Below are 17,894 nucleotides of genomic sequence, written 5' to 3' on the forward strand. Positions count from 1 at the left end.
TAGTCTTATCGTGTACTTGCAATGGACATATGGGCAATATTAACCAACTTGTAAAAGAATTTGGTAGCAACCAATTAGGTCTTGTGTCCCGTAAAGGATTATATTCGCGACTTGAGGGGCTTGTTACAATTTCTGAAAAGGACACTTTAGTTTTAGAAAATGAGTGTAGCAGCATCAAAGAAGCAAGTTTGGCTTTACTAGGGAATGATGGTCTTTACCAGGTCAGGTTGAATATTGAAAATATTTTACTTAGCGCTTAAAAAAAAACGGGCAACAAGCCCGTTTTTTTTAATCATCGACAATCCCATGTGTAATTTTAAATATTTTGAGTTCATAGCTAGGGTCGTCTTTCAGTTTTTGTAAATGCGCTTGATACGGCACATGGGGGTCATAAGGGTACAACTTGCTATACGGATGCTTCATGTAAACCTTGATATGGTCAAATTCAGAAACCGTCATTTTTGTTGCTATGCCTTTAACAAGCATCATGCCTTGTTCAACTTGTGGGAATGGCTCAGGAAGCCCAGACTGCAATTCCAGCTCAAAATGGGACTTAATCCCCATTGATTCGAATGAACCACTAGGAAGCATTTCGTCATTTAGGGCATACCAAAGCGTTCTGTCGTACAACTTTAACCATGAAAAGTGGTTAGGGGGTAACTTTCCGTAATCACGAGCTTCAAAAAGCATTCTTCTTAAGAACGTCTCGACAAAAGCGTGCTGCTTTGAAAGCGATTGGATTGCTTCGTTGGTCCGAGCAACTTCGAAAATTCTCTCTGTATGCCAGTGTAATACTGACGCGTCCAACTCGCCTGAAAGAACAAATGAAATATCACCCAAATAAAAAATTCGTAAATCTTCGTTATCATTGATTTGCATTCGTTCCCACTTTTCAAGCATCACTTTCAAAGGCTTTGGTGCATAATCTAGAACGGTTTTATTCAGGTATAGTGAAAATGCAAAGTTTAGTGGTGATAGTACAAGGTTTAAAATCGACCGTTTTAACATGGCGCTTGAACTTTCTGATTTACTGAAAATTGGTTTAAGTGAAGGTTCTCGTAGAGCAAAAACGCAAAACAATTGCTTTTGCAATTGTGTCAGGTTGTCAATGCCGTTGTTTGGATAGCGTAGTTGATTAATGAAAACTTTTTTTAGAAGCGTCTCATCGTAAATTACTTTATTCTTTAAACGATCAATTGTAATGACTTGCGTTCTCTTTAAACCTGAAAATAAACTCTCGCGGATGGCAAAACGTCCCTCTGTAACGCTGGTAGTTTCCTCTGATGGGTTGAATTTAACTAGCCACCGATTATATCGCCAAACATGCGTTTCTTGTTCCAGAATATCTTCTAAACTAAGCCTTTTGCTAAGTCTATCGCGAACAGTTTTCTTTCTTAGGATATTGATTACAGGCTTTAAGAAGATAGTTAAGTAAATCCAAGTTGAGTGGAACATTAGTTCTCGCTCAACAGAAAAAGCTGTACTGTAGCCAATCTTAAGCCAAGATGTGTTTAAAAGGTAAACTCTAAGATCCCGATGCAAGTCTGAGAAAAGCCCAAATAAATAACTCTCTACGACCCTAAACAGTGCCCAAGGACCAATCAAAATTATCGGGAACATATAAAAAAACATGCCAAATACTAGAGCAATAATGAATATGATGCCCAGCATGTAACCATCGAAAGTTTCAGACTCGTACTTATCTGCCATAGTAGGAACCTAACAAGTTAATCATCAACACTCTGTGCAATTGCATGTACCGCCTCTTTGTACATTTCATTTGTTATAATTATCCGTTGTCGAATTTTTTTACCTTTCAAGTCGTAAAGGTAATTTTCGAAGTCAAAATGATTTGATGGATGGAACATATAAATTGGAGGGAAAATACACCCAATTGCAATTTGTTTCGCTTTATGGGCATGATTTGCATAGTGTACCAAGGAAAACAAGAAACATAGGGCAAATAAAATGCAGGAAATTATATTAGAAAGCCCAAGTAGATAATCAATAAACTGATTCATAGCCAAAAGAAACATTATCCCGACGACAATGAGCATAAACTTCATTTGTTTTCTAATACGACGATACTTTCTATAAATTGTATTAGGAGATGTTTTAAAATTAGCAATTGTGAATAGGAACATTCCATGTGAAACCTTGCCATAACCATGTTCCATTCCATGTTGCAACTCTTCAAATTGCTTTTGACGAAAATCCAATTGTTTTGGAGCCGTCATGGGACCAACTTTTTTATACGCATCATCTGAAAATGTACCAACAAATGAAGGTCTGACTATCTTACGAATAACGCTCAAAATGCTCATAGTGACCTACATCCATTCACTTGCAGTAGAGGTGCATATCGAAATGATAGCCTTCACGTTTCAGTTTGCAGAGATAATCCCTATCATTGTAGTGATCGGCTGGTTTAGTAATTGTTAAGTATTGACCTAATACGGGGTCATCTGTCCAACTGTAGGTAAAGAGAGGATAGTTCGGACCAAGTTCTTCACTTACACAAGCGTTGATATAGTTAGGCTTTACCGTTGCACGCATACCATTTGATTGAACACTAACTTGCGCATCATTTCTTTGTGCCCAACAAGTACGGCTTATTGTATCGTCTAGTTTATACCGACGTGTAATCTCGCTTTCATCAACAGTATTTTCCATTTTGATGATAAGTTGTTCCCAACCTTCAGTATGGAAAAGTGAAGCACTATTGGTCTTTTGGAAGATCAGGTATTCGCGATAATTAAAATCAACGTTGCCATTTTTGGTTGTGTAATGGCGTGAGTTCAGTAAGTAATCTGAGGCTACTTGAAATGGGTCAAGGATATTGTATTCAGATGTTGGTTGAGGCTTTGTAACACAACCACTGAGTAATATGGCTACAGATGTAATAGTTAATAATTTTTTCATTGAGCTATGTACCGTTTAGTTTCTTCTAAATTGAAAATTGCTCCATATAGCATCCCTTTCCGTGCAAAAGACACTGGTGTTGGTCCATTTAAACCAAATTGAGCTAATGTTTGTTTTAGTGCCTTTACCTTCGGTTGGATGGTGGATATGCCACATTCACTCTTTGGCTGGGGCAGGTATGGAAGGTTTAGCTTATCTTTCTTGATGATTTGTATTGGTTCCACATCACATAGAAGTTGAGCCATTTTATTCCATTTACTCGGTGATATGTCATCATAAGCTTCGTTAGTTGAAACGAGGAATCTTACGGACTTGCCATCTTTGATGAGGGGATTTAATACATCTCTATAAAATTTTGCACATTTAGGGCAATCGACATCCCAAATAACCGTCAAATCCACACCATGTCTTGTGTTTCCAACTGTAAAGAATGGCAATAGATCTGTTTTAGGAAGTGAAGCAATCGATTTTAGAGCTTTAATAGGCAAAGGGTAAGCTGGTAAATCTCCTTCTTTACAGTAGTGAATCGAGCAGTCTGCCCCAGGTAACAATGAGGCTGTGTCCTTAACGCTACTCTTAGATTCAATCGATAACTCTTTTTGTGGTGCAAATTTGCTATTCGCATTAGAGTTATTCATTTTTTGTGAGGCAGAATTGCTTTTTGAGGCTATGGCAAGATTTTGTTGGTTCTCATTTTCTGATAATTGACTTAGCCTATTAGCGTAGTCTTGCTGAAGTATCTCCTTTTTTTCTCGGTACTTAGCATCTGAATAGGTTTTAGGGTTGTCTAATGTACCAAAGTTGCTAAGAACTACTTCGTTCTTGTACCCATCGTAAATTGCTTTTTGGGATGTGTTTGAGTAAACATTATGAATTTCTTCAACAAAGCCTGATTCACCCCAAAGAACCTTGTCAACTTTAAGATTACTACCATAGAAAACGTATGACCCGTCTTTCAAAGCCAGTGCCTTACTGCCATCAGGTCGCAAATATTCATAAAAATCGTCATTTAAAGGTTTAGCGTAGACATCTGACGTATAGCGACTGACAACCATTTCATGTCTTTGGGAACTGTCTGTATCCATCAGGAACTGAGAGTATTCTTTGTATAAATAATAACCAGTAATACTGTTTGAAATTATGAGTAAGAGGGTTACTGTCGCAAGGGAAAGTATCATTTTTTCACTTCGAGTAATGTTCATCATTTACTCCATGTTTGCTGCAATTCGGTTAGCTACTTCAAATGCAGAGATATGTTTTTTCACTAAATCCAATGACATCCATTCACCAAAAACCAGTTTCTCTTTATGTTTTGGTAATAAATTTGGACTGGTGATGTATAGATTCTCCGGCTTGAACCGAGAATTGTTAAATTGGAGAACAAATCCATCCCCCATATCTGCGAATTCAAGTTTTTTTTGTCCGATACCTTCTCTAGTTTGATATAGCTCTTTAAGTACACCGTTGAGTTGTTCCAATGAGCAAAATGTTACTATTGCAATGAGTTCTGCAGATTTTGAATCGCCGTTTTTTGCTCTTACTGCGAATGACTTTGACATTTCACTATTCCATCATTTTGTGTACTATATAAATGTTTATAGTGAAATATAATAGAGTTAGAACAATGAAAAATCAAACCATAAAGGCAATAGTAATCGCGAGTCTAGGCACAGTAGTACTTAGCGGTTGCGGTCAGCAAGAAGTTGACTATGAAAGGATCGCAAATGTAATTGATGGTGCAGTTGCTGAAAGTGTAAAAACAGAGTTCTTGCTTAACGAAAAGCGAAACAAAAAGAAAATAGAGTTATCAACTAGTACTTATGAAGATGACCTTAAACTTATACAATTTAAAGCGATTGAATATCCGCGATTTGCTAACATAGTTGCTTTCAATATGGACTCTTCAAATGGTCTTTTTGATGTGGACTCTGTAGCAAAGCTTAAAGACGCGTTAAGCAAGTTGGAAGCTGATTTGTATCTACAGACATTTTACTCAGCCTTGAAAGAATCTGCAGGGTTCACGAAAGAGGTTGTCGAGCTAAACACTGCTAATCGCTTTGGATACCGGATTCGAAATACATTTGATATGGTTGTACCTAAAGACAGCTACTTTGCAGAAAACTTTCCGCAAAATGGTCGCATTCTAGTCAATGAAGAGTTGGTCCCGTATCCTGAATGTAAAGAATCATATAAGCCTTTCTTACTTCATACTCCGCTCTATCCGGTTGGAGAATCACAGATAGAGCCTTTTGATATAACAATTGAAAATGAAACCAAAGGCTGGCGGGTTTTATTTGATGGGTATCGTGCAATGATCGATTTGGCATGTATCCCAGAAGACGATGGAACTCAGTCAAAAATTTCTGAACTGTTAGCTGAATAACAAGTTAGTTAAAAAACCGCCATTAAAGGCGGTTTTTTTTATTTAGAGTTTCTTTCTTGCCAGTCACGTTTTTTTTGAGCATATGACTCGTAATCTGGTTCGCCATCATGAGCCATTGGCACAAAGGTTGTGAACTGTTTACTTTGGCATATGTTAGATGTGCAAAAATATTGTGGCTTTTTATCGGGACTCCCCTTACTTATTTTCAGAGAAACACATTCGCACTCAGGGCAAGCTCGTAAAGCGGCTTTGTCAGACTCGAACTTGGCGTAATCTGGCGTAGAGCCACCAGGAACTATCGGTAGAAATGTACCGCACCCGCGCTCTGAGCATCGGAACTGGTCGGCATTGCGTGTTAACACTAGATGACCGTTACATCCGTCTACGACGCACCTAGGGCGTGATTTAAACTCAGCAATGTCTGGCAACTCTGGGTTACTCGAAGATTCATTGATGAATGCTCCACATTTTGTACTGCAGAAGAAATTATGATTTTGCTTAGAGTGAATAAGGACGCCCTTGTTACAGTTAGGACATAACTTATTCGCTTTAAACCCTTCGATATCAGGAGTGCCGTCAGATGCTTTATCATACATAGCATCGCAATTTTTAGAGTTGCAGCGATATTTTTTTCTATCTCTTGTTCTTACTATTTGACCTTTGCATCCACTTACGCAACATGGTTGTCGTTGTTTGTACTCATCAAGGTCTGGTGTGGGCGGTTGTGTGTCACATGCAAATACTGATACACCACATTTGGCACTACAAAAATAATTCCCGTACTCTTTACCATATACTAAATATCCCTTTTGGCATTTAGGGCACGTAATCCTTTCCGATAGCTCTCTTAAAAAGCCTTCAATATCAGGTTTGTTTTCTAAGTTTTCATCTTGAAGGTTGTTGATAAATGTACTGCATTTGTCCTTACCTAGACCACAGTACCATTTAGTTTTAGCCTTATTAAGTTTAAGGTGACTTCTCTTACACGCAGGGCATTGGTGTGTATGATTAAGCTCGTAGTGCTTATAATCAGGTTTTGGATTATCAGTATTCCAACTATCTTCTGTACAACGAACAAAAGTAAAACACTTCTCTTTGAGTTCACAAAAATAGTTTCTGTAATCTTTATCTGGATTTCTTGCCGCTAATACTAAAAAGTTGTTCTTTCCTTGTTTGTGACACTTAGGGCATTGATATTGATGCTTACTTTGCCACAGCTCGATGTCGGGAACTGGTTGATTACTATTCCAAGTGTCACTGGTACTAGGTATTAGTGTCTTACAGTTTGAGTCGCTACATCCGAACCAACGCTGTTCTTTGTCTGGCTTTTTTGAATAGAGTTTAAGGTTATTGACCTTACAACGTGGACACTTATGTTCGGTAAGTTTGGGTGGTTCATAGTCGTAATGAGGTTTGCCATTAAGGTCAGGGTAGGTCGCCATGCATTTGAAACAAGAATGATAGTGAGTCGACTTGTCCTGACCTTTTCTTCTGATCAAAGTATTATTGCCGCAGTTTCGACAAGTGCTCATCTTTTGCGAGTGATTTTGAGAAAACCTATCAATATCTTCGTTTAAAGTAGAATTCTCTGCGTTGATAAATTGATCGAATGAAAGCTGCCCTTGATGAATCTTATCAAGTTTATGCTCACTTGACGCTGTGTATGAGTAATCAACAAAAGTGAAATCATTTCTGATGTTTTCAATGTACTTCATTGCAGTACGAGTTGCTTCAAGGTTTTTTTTATCTCGAACAACATAACCACGTTTGATAATGGTACTAACGGTTGAAGCGTATGTTGATGGACGGGCAATTTCTCTTTTTTCTAGCTCTTTAATCAGAGTTGGTTCTGTATAATGCGGTGGGGGGCGAGTGAATTTATTATCGTTTTCCACTCGATTAATGACAATCTCTGAGTTTTTTTCAACAACAGGCAGCGCCGCTTTATCTTCACTATCTTCACTGTCGTCATATACAAGCATAAAACCATCAAATGTGACGGACTTGCCTGAAGCTTTGAAGTACAAATGCTCTCCCTTGATTGCCTTTAATGAACGTAGTTCTATTTCATTGAGGTCGTATTCCATAGGAGCCATCTGACAAGCCATTGTTCTGCGCCAAATCAGATCATATAGCGCAGCTCCATCATCGTCTTTGATTCTTGAGGCTGTAAAATTCATCTTTGTAGGACGAATAGCCTCGTGACCTTCCTGAGCGTTTTCACTTGCTGCGAATCGATTTGGCGTTGATGGCAAAAGCGATTTCTTTAACGAATCAGGATTGTTTTTTTGTAAGGCAAGTATTTCAGCTCTGACCAATTCGATATTTTCATCAGCTAGATTGGGGCAGTCAGTTCTCATGTAAGTGATTATTCCGGACTCATATAACTTTTGAGCTACTTGCATGATTTTAACAGAACCCCAACCAAGTTTAGCTGATGCCGTTTGTAACAACGAACTGGTTGTAAATGGGGGAGGTGGGTTCCGAGTTCTTGGTGTTTTTGAAACCGATGACACTACCACTTTTTGAGTGTTAAACATCACTTTTTCGATGGCATAAGCAAAGCTAGGATTGACCAGCCTATATTTCGTAGAGTCATTTAGCTGAATAATTTCTTTATCGAATTTTCCAGATCGTATCAAATTATCTAACTCAAGCTTTGCAGACCAGTTAGCGCCTTTGTTATTAAAAATTAGGTTAATATCGTAATAGGGTTTGCGTTGAAATTTATTGATTTCAATTTGGCGGTCAACCACCAGCATTGTTGCTACAGTTTGCACGCGACCAGTGGAAGGAGCTTGGTACAGACCACTCATTATCGGGCTGACAGTGTAACCGATAATCCGATCTAGAACTCGACGAGCTTCTTGAGCTTCAACCATGCTCATGTCTATATCTCTACAGTTTTGAATAGCCTTTTGAATCGCAGACTGAGTGATTTCAGTAAATACGCAACGTTTATACTGACCTGGCTTTAAACCTAGTTCTTCACGGAGGTGCCAAGAAATGGCTTCTCCCTCTCTATCAGCATCAGTCATTAGATACACTTGGTTTGCTCTTGCCAAAGCTTTTCTTATGTTAGCGACGACTTTTTTTTTGTCCTCCATTACTTCGTAGATTGGATGTAAGTTGGCATCGAGAGATAAACCATTAGGTGCTAAATCCCGGATGTGCCCAACAGATGAAAGAACTTGATAGTTATCACCAAGGTACTTATTGATTGTTTTTGCTTTAGCTGGACTCTCTACAATGACCAAATCCATTTTGAATACTCCAATTTGGGATGATTAGATCTCTTCTGGGTTTTCGAAAACCTTTTGTGCTTGCTCAGCGATTGATAGAAATGTGCGGATGGCTACTTCTACATCCACTAATTGACCTTCTTGGGTGCAGAACAAAATGTTACCAGCTTCATTTACAACGAATTGAAACTCATCTTTTTCTGTTGAATAAGTGATTTTGAGGTCGATTGTGATTTGGGTAGATTCGATGAACGTATTAGAAAACTCACTTTCTAATTCACCACTTTTAGGTAACAAAGTGCTTAAGAATGCTAGATCTAACCCATTTGTAACTGAATCAGGTTGTTCGTTCACGATTGTATGAATACTGCTTTCGATTGATTTAAAGTCTGGTTCGGACTCGATAAAGCTATGGACATATACAAGCGGTGATATGTCAGTAACTCGTACACCGTCTAAAATCCATTCTTCTGTTGAAGTTAGTGATTCTTCTTCATCGTTCAGTTGTTCAATAAAATCACTGAATACTTGTTTTTTATTAAAAGCTTTGAAAATAGTTTGAATGTTATGCATTTTTTAACTCTTTATAGGTTTGCGCCCTTTTTAGTAAGGGCGCATCTAGCATTAAGGTTGGAAATTAAAGCTCATGTCATCTTCTTCGTCTTCAACTTCGGCATTCGCCAATACAGAACCCAGAGGGTCTTCAAACGCTTCGGTTGATGACTCAAGGTTAGGTGTCGTTGGCTCGATCTCAAATGACATTTCATCTTCATCGTCAAGAACTTCCGTATTTTGGCTTCTGATAGCTTTTGGTTCAGGTACTTCAGGTGCTTCAAAGTTTTCAAATGAAAAATCAGGCTCCATCTCAGTAGCGACAGTATTTACATCTTCGCCCGATTCAGGCGGATTAAAGCTAGTTGTAAAATCCATAGCTTCGTTACTATCGAGACTATGAGGCTCTGACTCATTTGTAATATTATCTTGACTTAAGGGGGTTGTTTCAGCCGGTACGAAATCGCTGATACCCATATCCTCATCTCGCTTATCCGTGATCTCTATACCGAAATCAGCAAGAGTAAACTCACCCATTGCAATGCCATTTTTGAACTCTTGAGATTTAATACGTGCTAATTCAGCAGGTTTACCAGCACTGATGAGTGAGTCATAGACATCATCAAACATATCAAATGTCACACGACCTTTTGAATCAAACCATTTCGAAGGGTTCAATTGGGATACAAGGCTAGTTAGCTCCGCAATAAGTGGGTGCGAAGTCGAGTTTATAACATTTGGATCATGTATTCCTTTTATAGCAACTCCATTAGCATCGAGTTCTTCACGATCAAACACGAAGCGCTCAGAACCATCACGGCTAACGAAAGTAACCTTCTCAGCCTCGACATTAATATTGTCTACAACATATCTACCATCACTAATCGTAACCATGTCGTATTGTTCTTTTAGTTCAACAACTATTTCTTGTTCAACGTTATCAAGGTCAGGGTTTGAAATAGTATTCGAAACAACGTCTTCATCATCTTGAGTAGAAATAGCTTCTTCTACATCAATCTGATTTTTCTCATTTACTGGTTCAATTTTCGAGTTGTTGATTGAATCAGAAGCTAAGGTTTCGTCTTGGTGGTTACTATCAATTGCCTCATTGGATTTAATCCCTTCCGGAGCCGGGACATCGATATAAGAAGCATCTTCGATTTGTGACTGTAGTTCCTGTTCATAGCGGCTCTGTTTTTCGCTATGAAGCTGCCCAAGTAGGCTAGATAGTGCTGTGTCTACATTGTGCTGTTCATGAACAGTTTCTTGAAGTTCCATTGCCATTTCTGGTGTCATCGCTAAGTTGAAGCCTCTAGATTGGATAGCTTCAAATGCAACCTCAACTGAATCACGATGAACCTCAATGAGAGTCGTATTACGAACAATCTCGGCATCATTGATTAAATGATCTTTAGTTGTTTTCACTCCGAATTCAACCAGGTACTTCAAGTTCAGCTTATCACGCGGAGTGACATTCTTTGGCAAGTGAATAGAAAAGTTTTCTTTACCGACTTTAGAGCTAACTCGAACTATATAGTCAGGTTTGGTCTTGGCGTCATAAAGGTTGTGATAGAACTCAAATGATTCATTTTTAACTCGGTTTTGTTCAATTACATCTCGGACAATTTTCAATGTTTGTAATGAACAATTCACCTTTTTATTCATTAGCTTATTTAGTGTCCATGTAGGAGATGCTACTAAACACAAGTTGATGTCACCGTTTGAACTGACAATCGTTTGCATAGCACCAATTTTTTCTACATGGTCAAGTGAATTTAAGCGTGAGGCTTCAAGAGGGTTGCCATCAAGTATCCAACGACGCTCTTTTCTACCTTCGATCGAGTTATTCAAAAATGTATCGTATGCTTCATGTTCAGGAGTGAACTCACCATCAAAAGCTTCTTTCATCTCTTCTGGTTTATGATTGAAAGTACTCATAAGATCACGGAACGAAATTCTCTCAATTGCATTGTTCTCAGTTCTTGCCACAGACACTGACCATTGATCACATAAAGCCATTGAATCGTCGTAGTTTTTGCTAAGATGAGCATCGAGGATGACTAGATAGTCATCACGAAGGGTGTTGTATGTGCCTCCGATTCTAATGTGAGGAATGAATTTTTGAATCAGGTCAAACCGTTCATTTTCAGTTACCAGAAAATCAGAACTATTTTCGCTGTTCTTATCAATTGCCTGTTCAAAAGTAGGTGGATTTTTCCAGTGCTCCCATAAACTGGTTTGATGCTCATAAAGCGTCTTTAAGAACTGTTCTTTCATTCCAGCTTTATGCATATCAGATGCAAGAGCCATGATTCGACCATTAGCATCTGACCACTCACAGTTCTCTTTACCCAAATCAATACTTTCCAGTACTTTTTCTAAATCGAGTTTTACTGGCTGATATTTTAGTTCAACGAACTTAGCATAAAGAGGGCGGTCAAGTTCGTTATGATAAGTGTCTTTATCTATGCCACCAGAAATTTGTTGTTCTCGAATAGGAACGATGTCAGCCAAAATCGTAGTTGTGTTGATTGGATCTCTACCTTGCGCTAACTCTTTATTGTATTCAGCGTTGTAATGAACACGGAAGCTATCGAAGAAATCGATTTGCTCTGCACAAGTTAAATAGTACATGCGACCAAAAATCTTGTTGATATAGGTATTGTTATTGTTGGTTGACTTAGACTCAACTAGTTGATCTGCGCGGAGTTTATTTGCCATTTCAGAAGAAAGACGAAGCCTATCAATATAATGCTTGTTGTCCATCAGGAAATATTGAATTTGCTTACTTCCAAACTCATTGATGAATGAACCTCCTTCAAACTCGCGGAATGACTTACTACTACCTGTACGCAAAGATGTAAGATCTCGACGCCTTCTATCTACGTTCTGTATCTTAACTTCATTTAGAGGGAGTCCAGTCATCATTCGGAATAGTTGCGCCGGATATTTTTGGTTTTTTCTATCAGCACGGTTTGCAGATTGTTCTTCGTCTGCAATATCAGAAAAAGTTGACCAACCATAGACATGACGAGGACGTACATCGATCCCATATTGCCTTTCGAGGTCAATATCAGCGTGAAGCGAAATACCAGTTGTGCCTGATTTTGTATAAAAAATGGCATCTGACTTATCACTTTGGAAGTCTATGATTGCTTCACTATTATCGCCAACTTTTGCGCTGACAAGCCATAACGTACCATCCGGGTCTTTCTGGATAGAGATTGAACGTCCAGATATTTCACCACTTCGATATCCATGTTCTTCCAATGCCATTACTACATGGTCAATAGGTGATAAAGGTAAGTCTGGCATCAATTCGATTTCATCAAGGATTTCTTGATTCAAGCGATGAAGTTCTAAGTACTCTGGGTGTGATGGTTCTAGACGGTCACGCCAATGAATTCGGACACGCTTTTTCATCACCTTTGGTGTATCCATTGGACCTTTATTGTTAGCAATACGCCACTCTTCAAGGTCTTCTTGTGTCATGTCTTCAGTAATGGTGATCGATTGTTCTCTTTCAAGCCAACGCTTCAATGTTTCTTTAAAGGTTGGCATTTCTTCAAGCTGAAACTTCTTAGGAATCTCGGAACGACTAAGATCTACACGATTAACCGGATCGGCTTCGTACCATTCCTGAAGCATCATATCGAATAAGCCTTGCATCGCAGTACCTTGAGTTTTTTCGATTGCGACAACAGGCTTATTACCTTCGTTAAGTGATTTTAAACAACGCTCTGCAACAAAATCAGCTAATAGGGCAATATTAAAATCATCACCTAATAGATTCATCGGACTAGTAAAACCAAAGTCACCTGCCGATCCTTTCGTTGTTTGAGAGGTTGCTTTCATGTAAGAAGCAGCTTGGAAGTTGGTGAAATCCGCGCCTTTATTTAATATTCGCGCCAATGTGTCTGTTGCAAGACGGTTTCGTTCAACTCGTTCTTCGTCAAGAAGATTAATAGTTTTGCGAGTACCTGGATCATGGTCACGTACAATCATTCCACCATTTCGGGCACAAGAAACTGTATAGGCTTCTAAACCACCGTTAGACAAAGCATTATAAGCCTCTCTTTGAGTCATGCGATCGCGACCCAACACGTCAACCATGAAGGCTGCTGATTCAGCGTATTTAGCTGCAGTGGCTGAAGAACGGAGAATAAATGAATCTGGCTTAGTTTTAAGCAGCATATGAGTAAAGCCATGAATCACGATAGCACCAAGTGAATCAGTAGTACTTTTATGTGATTCATCTATAACAAGAATTGGATTTTTTGACTTCGATAATATGTCAAACACTAATCGTGCTTTGTTAGCCATTGAATCGCGAGTTGCAAAAGACCTAAGAAGTTGGTCATTCTTTGTCTTACGTTTTGCTGCATTTGTACCAATTCTCATAGAAGGGTGTTCTTTATTGAAGTACTGACCCATCTGAGAATAGGAGGTTAAGATGATATTGTATTTATCATCAATAGGTTTGTAAGGTTTGTTGACTGTTTTAACGCGGCGAGGTGTCCTATTATTTTTTTCTTCAACCGTTTGAGCATGGTATGTTTCTGGCTTAGAAAATTGACCAATTAAATTATGTTCTTTTGCGAGAGAATCTAACTCGTTTTTTGTCCATAATGGCTTCTCGTTAGCCAAGTCTTTAATCTCTGTTGATGCAATTGGAAATGGGTTTATCTCATCCCATACTCCAATGTTACGGAAATCACGAACAATATCAGAGATTAGCCCAGTATCCTTGGTAATGAATACAGGAGTTTCACCTTGCTTGATTGCCCAGTACATGAATGCGGCAAGGATACGCCCTTTACCTAATCCGGCAGCATCGGCAAGGATTTCATTTTGGTTACGCTTCGCGTTCCATACACTTAGAATTAGAGCATCGATCTGAGTGGCATCAAGAACGTTTGTGAACTGTTCAGGGGTCCAACCCATTTCTTTACAAATGAAATGGTCAGGGTTGCCAACATCAGTCACGAGTTTTTGATAAACAACTTTCATCGCATCGTGTATGTGAAGTGGTATGACAGCGTCACTAACACGACTCATGTTTGTCATAGGCACATATCGACGTTGCAATTCATTTAGCTGATGCTTACTACTTTCAATTTGGTTCTCAGTATAATAGGTAAGCAACTCAGAAATGTTGGTTGAAACCTTAGCTTCTTCTTCAGTAATAAGCTTTTTGTCACTATAGGAAAGCTTTTCATGTAACGACTGAGAATAATTGAACAAGTCTTCGATATCATCAATGCTATTGATGTTACGCGGGGGCGTCGAAGTAAGAGAAATAAGCCTTCGACCACCTGTAAAGTAAATACGTTTTGATGCATAGTCACTTTTCGTACCAATGATATCTTTATCAACATCAACCATTCCAAGTACTTCAAAATTTCGAAATATATATTCATGAAGTGGCATAGATTCATTAGTGACAATACCCAAATCATTATGATCACTGTTGATGACCAGCATAGTGTGAGCACTTTCACCACTAGACATCAAAGTACGCATTGCTAACTTGTGGTCAGGGCGAGAAACTGTGATACCACCAATAATTTCGGGCGTATTGTCGCTGGTGGAATCATTTGAAGCTGCAATGATAACACCACTTTTGCTCGTTGAGGTTTTGGTTAGATCTCGTTGAACGATATTGAGTTTTCGAGAACTATGTAAGCCCAATTGATCATTGATATTTGGGTTATCGACAACAAGTGTCGATGCCACCGAAGTTGGAATGTATGTATTTAGTGCAACAGCATCTTCACCCACGACCTCGACGTTGTTTACGGGACCACTTTTCTCCACGAAGCCTAAAAATCCGCGAGCCATTAGTGACAAATGCATATTGTCTTGTTTACCAAATGAATCCATATTACGAATAGATTTCGTAGGTGTGCTAGGCAATCGGAATAATGCTTCTGTATCATTGATAAAGCCAGTGTAATCGATAGGCTCGTTCGCTTTTTCATCTCGAATACGACCAATCAACTCCGTCTTTATTCCATCAAGAACGTTGGAAAATAATCGTCCATATCCTTTTGTGGCTTCATTGGGTGGATTAAATGAAGCGTTAATCACACGCTCGACATCAGCGGCATTCAAACCACCATTATTAATGTATTCAGTGGCAAGGATATTTCCGACTTCACGGATTGAGTGAGCTTTACTTAGATCGTGGTATAAGAAATCTGAAGAAGGGTGCTTATCCGATTTACGTAAAATAATATCCCCATTAGGTCTTTCAATGAATCTAGCTCCCTCTTCAGTACGATATACTTGTCGACCGTTAACATTAGCACCGACGAATATTTTTGAGTTTAGAAGGTGCGAGACAGCAGGGTTTTGAGCTACTTTATAAATGCCATCACGATGGGCACTTTTAAGCATACCAATCCAATGGGTGTTTCGCTCCATGCTATCCATCTGACGCATCTTTGCTTGAGGGAACACATTTGCGATTTGTTCAATGAACTTTGGCGTAACGTATGGCTTACCGTTGGGTAAAGTCCACGGTACGCCTAAGAAGTCGATACTCGGGTTGATTGACTGAAAATTACGTCGTAAGTCTTTAAATCTCAGACTTTTTGTTAGCTCTTGTTTCTGTTCAAGGCTGATATTACCGTAAACAGCCAGAATCATTTTTCCGGTCTTTGGTATTTTAATGGGAAGAACCTTTACATCATGAGCTGATGCATCTACCCAGGCTACCTTTTGTTCTGTTGACATAATTGGTCCTTATTAAAAGTAACAAATGCCCACACAGAAGTGGGCAAGGGTAGTGGTTAATTCATGGAAATGCCTGGGTGCTCTGGATCTAGTTCTTCTTCAAAACCATCCCCCATGCCACTAAATAAAGAGTCATCAATGTTATCGAAGATCGAATCGTCAAATTGAATGTCATCTTGATGATCTTCAATCCAGTTAGGGAGTGGAGCCTCTTGGAGATGGTCGACATCAGCATCTTTAGCTTGTGCAAATGCTTCATTCGCATCGGATACTGAGTTACTTGACTCAATGGTAGAATTAGTTGATTTTGTTTGTGAACCTTCGGATTTGGCTTTAGTAGTTGTAGATTCGTTACTTTCAGCAACAGCGGCACTTACGGTATCTTTTGATGTAACAACAGTATTTGTTGGTGAAGGGCTTGCAGGATTAGTTTTAGTCACTTTTGCTTGTGAGGATTCAGCTTTTTTATCATTTGAAGGCTGAGAATCTTGTTGTGGCAACTCTGCTTTAGAACTTTGTACTTCTTTAGTTTTAGCATCTGAGCTTTCAGCGTTAGCTTGACGTTTGGTGTCCACACGACGGAACTTAGAAAGGTCATCACCGTTGCGTACAGCAATTGCGTATTCGTGACGTTGTGTTTTAACTTTGCCATCAGATTCCAAGTATTTATGGTCCTGACTATTGAGTGACGCTACGTTTCTAAACTGACCTGTATAATCTTTAGTACTCACTTGGTGTGGTAGTTGACCTTTAGTAAACTTAAATACAGGCGCAAGATCAGAAATGAACTTCATGTCGTCGCGAGCGGCAAGGCTTTCAAGAATCAACGCGGTCTTAATGGCAACCTTTTGGCGTGCTCTAGGGTGCTCAGGGTTAGTCACGTCTTTGTAAATGTTAAACTGACTGTGAAGCATCTTGCCCCAAGGAGAAAGCTTCGTAGTAATTTCAGCAGCAATCTCATCATCCGATTGAACTACGTCATTTTCAAATAAACGGTCTTTAATTCCGGCACCTAAACGGTATTCTGCCGTAGGAATTACTTCAAAGAAGCCTTCAACTTCAGGGTTCGCAGCCCAACCCATAAAGGTTTGAAGATTGGCAAAACATTCGCTGGCTTTAGCCGCGACAGCTTTATTTGAATGATTTCGATTTGAGCTAACAATATCAACATATCGATCCATAGTGCGAGTAGGTAAGTGCATAACTTCCTGCTCTCCGCTATTTAATTCGATAATGGTTTCTTCGTAAGGATGCTCAAAGTTATATGAGGCATGGTCTTCAAGTTTTCCGTTTGCTGGGATAAAGCGCAACATCACACCACCACGAGCGTTGATTGGTACGTTGTCATCTACGTCCATTAATGCTCTAAATGAATCCATCAAACCTTTAGGGTCATTACCGTCAACTTTTAGAGCTTTTCCAGAGTTGATTGATGTAATAGTTGCTCGCTTATGACGAGTATTGATGTTTAAGGTGATAGGAGCGATGCTCATGCTAGCAGTAGGAGAGATAGCTTTCACACTGTATGCATGTAAATGACCATTGTGATCTGATTGACCTGACTTGAGCATTACAACGGCATTTTCTGAATTGGGGTCTAATGGCTCGCGGAAATAAGTACCAGGAGATTGTTTTGATTCAATTCCGTTGATTAAGTCAGTCATTGACTTCTCATGTTCGACAGTGAAAGTAAATTCCTTCGCATCAGTAACACTAATATCATATCCGGTGCATTGGTATTTTTGCTTAGGCTCACCATCTACTACATCTTCGAAAGATTCAAACCCAGTAACTTTCACAAACATTGTCTTTGGATTACCCGAAAAACCTTCACGTTTGTTTCCATCAGTAGCTTTTTGGTCATTTGCGTTAGACCTTAATTGATTCTTTAAACCTGCCATTGTCTATGTCCTTGATTTCTTAGGCACCACGCCTTTTGTTTGTTAAGTGGCTCTTGCCGGTATCATGTTTCTTGTGAGTGTCGATTAACTCGATCTCATCATACATTGTATAACTTCTGATGGTTTAATCAAAACTGATAGTTACCAAATGTGATA

General features: G+C 39.1%; 11 protein-coding genes. 2 read left to right on the top strand and 9 right to left on the bottom strand.

Going from position 1 to position 17,894, the window contains the following annotated elements; genetic code table 11:
• Positions 1-29: 29 nt before the first annotated feature.
• Positions 30-260, top strand: coding sequence for a hypothetical protein (locus ACF8EG_RS16395; RefSeq protein WP_258486600.1), 231 nt, complete (start codon positions 30-32; stop codon positions 258-260).
• A gap of 28 nt (positions 261-288) precedes the next feature.
• Here the strand turns inward: ACF8EG_RS16395 and ACF8EG_RS16400 are convergent, their stop codons facing one another.
• From ACF8EG_RS16400 to ACF8EG_RS16420, 5 genes are read right to left on the bottom strand one after another with little or no spacing between them, the layout of a single operon-like run.
• Positions 289-1,710: a hypothetical protein gene (locus tag ACF8EG_RS16400; protein ID WP_145471877.1), complete on the bottom strand. Its 1,422-nt coding sequence runs from the start codon at positions 1,708-1,710 to the stop codon at positions 289-291.
• Between the two features lie 17 nt (positions 1,711-1,727).
• Positions 1,728-2,324 (bottom strand): hypothetical protein, encoded by a 597-nt coding sequence (locus ACF8EG_RS16405; protein ID WP_145471878.1) that lies wholly within the window; start codon positions 2,322-2,324, stop codon positions 1,728-1,730.
• A 16-nt stretch (positions 2,325-2,340) separates the two neighbouring features.
• Positions 2,341-2,922 carry a hypothetical protein gene (locus ACF8EG_RS16410; protein WP_180208834.1) on the bottom strand — a complete coding sequence of 194 codons (582 nt, stop codon included), beginning with the start codon at positions 2,920-2,922 and terminating at the stop codon, positions 2,341-2,343.
• Positions 2,919-4,127, bottom strand: coding sequence for a hypothetical protein (locus ACF8EG_RS16415; protein ID WP_258486598.1), 1,209 nt, complete (start codon positions 4,125-4,127; stop codon positions 2,919-2,921). Before ACF8EG_RS16415 ends, ACF8EG_RS16410 begins: the two co-directional genes overlap by 4 nt.
• Entirely contained in the window at positions 4,128-4,481 is a 354-nt protein-coding gene (locus tag ACF8EG_RS16420) for a hypothetical protein (RefSeq protein ID WP_025767426.1), read from the bottom strand.
• Positions 4,482-4,546: 65 nt separating this feature from the next.
• Between ACF8EG_RS16420 and ACF8EG_RS16425 the strand changes: the two genes are divergently transcribed.
• On the top strand, positions 4,547-5,305 hold the full coding sequence (locus ACF8EG_RS16425; RefSeq protein ID WP_258486596.1) for a hypothetical protein: 759 nt from the start codon (positions 4,547-4,549) through the stop codon (positions 5,303-5,305).
• Between the two features lie 38 nt (positions 5,306-5,343).
• Here ACF8EG_RS16425 and topA read toward each other — a convergent pair whose 3' ends face one another.
• Genes topA through ACF8EG_RS16445 form a run of 4 tightly spaced genes read right to left on the bottom strand, consistent with a single transcriptional unit; the run spans position 5,344 to position 17,738 of the window.
• Positions 5,344-8,568: a type I DNA topoisomerase gene (topA, locus tag ACF8EG_RS16430; RefSeq protein WP_180208836.1), complete on the bottom strand. Its 3,225-nt coding sequence runs from the start codon at positions 8,566-8,568 to the stop codon at positions 5,344-5,346.
• Positions 8,569-8,592: 24 nt separating this feature from the next.
• Positions 8,593-9,120, bottom strand: a complete 528-nt coding sequence (locus tag ACF8EG_RS16435; RefSeq protein WP_145471882.1) for a hypothetical protein — start codon at positions 9,118-9,120, stop codon at positions 8,593-8,595.
• 51 nt (positions 9,121-9,171) lie between these two features.
• On the bottom strand, positions 9,172-15,837 hold the full coding sequence (locus ACF8EG_RS16440; RefSeq protein ID WP_392419571.1) for a hypothetical protein: 6,666 nt from the start codon (positions 15,835-15,837) through the stop codon (positions 9,172-9,174).
• A gap of 56 nt (positions 15,838-15,893) precedes the next feature.
• Positions 15,894-17,738, bottom strand: a complete 1,845-nt coding sequence (locus ACF8EG_RS16445) for a hypothetical protein (protein WP_180208838.1) — start codon at positions 17,736-17,738, stop codon at positions 15,894-15,896.
• Positions 17,739-17,894: the final 156 nt, after the last annotated feature.

It is taken from the genome of Vibrio sp. YQ_11, assembly GCF_043103065.1.
In the GTDB taxonomy this organism is placed as follows: domain Bacteria; phylum Pseudomonadota; class Gammaproteobacteria; order Enterobacterales; family Vibrionaceae; genus Vibrio; species Vibrio parahaemolyticus.

Excerpts from the sequence above, each read along its gene's own strand:
- ACF8EG_RS16395 (WP_258486600.1), top strand. The coding sequence starts at position 30 with ATGGGCAATATTAACCAACTTGTAAAAGAATTTGGTAGCAACCAATTA.
- ACF8EG_RS16440 (WP_392419571.1), bottom strand. The coding sequence starts at position 15,837 with ATGTCAACAGAACAAAAGGTAGCCTGGGTAGATGCATCAGCTCATGAT.
- ACF8EG_RS16410 (WP_180208834.1), bottom strand. The coding sequence starts at position 2,922 with ATGAAAAAATTATTAACTATTACATCTGTAGCCATATTACTCAGTGGT.
- ACF8EG_RS16405 (WP_145471878.1), bottom strand. The coding sequence starts at position 2,324 with ATGAGCATTTTGAGCGTTATTCGTAAGATAGTCAGACCTTCATTTGTT.
- ACF8EG_RS16400 (WP_145471877.1), bottom strand. The coding sequence starts at position 1,710 with ATGGCAGATAAGTACGAGTCTGAAACTTTCGATGGTTACATGCTGGGC.
- ACF8EG_RS16425 (WP_258486596.1), top strand. The coding sequence starts at position 4,547 with ATGAAAAATCAAACCATAAAGGCAATAGTAATCGCGAGTCTAGGCACA.
- ACF8EG_RS16445 (WP_180208838.1), bottom strand. The coding sequence starts at position 17,738 with ATGGCAGGTTTAAAGAATCAATTAAGGTCTAACGCAAATGACCAAAAA.
- ACF8EG_RS16415 (WP_258486598.1), bottom strand. The coding sequence starts at position 4,127 with ATGATGAACATTACTCGAAGTGAAAAAATGATACTTTCCCTTGCGACA.
- topA (WP_180208836.1), bottom strand. The coding sequence starts at position 8,568 with ATGGATTTGGTCATTGTAGAGAGTCCAGCTAAAGCAAAAACAATCAAT.
- ACF8EG_RS16420 (WP_025767426.1), bottom strand. The coding sequence starts at position 4,481 with ATGTCAAAGTCATTCGCAGTAAGAGCAAAAAACGGCGATTCAAAATCT.
- ACF8EG_RS16435 (WP_145471882.1), bottom strand. The coding sequence starts at position 9,120 with ATGCATAACATTCAAACTATTTTCAAAGCTTTTAATAAAAAACAAGTA.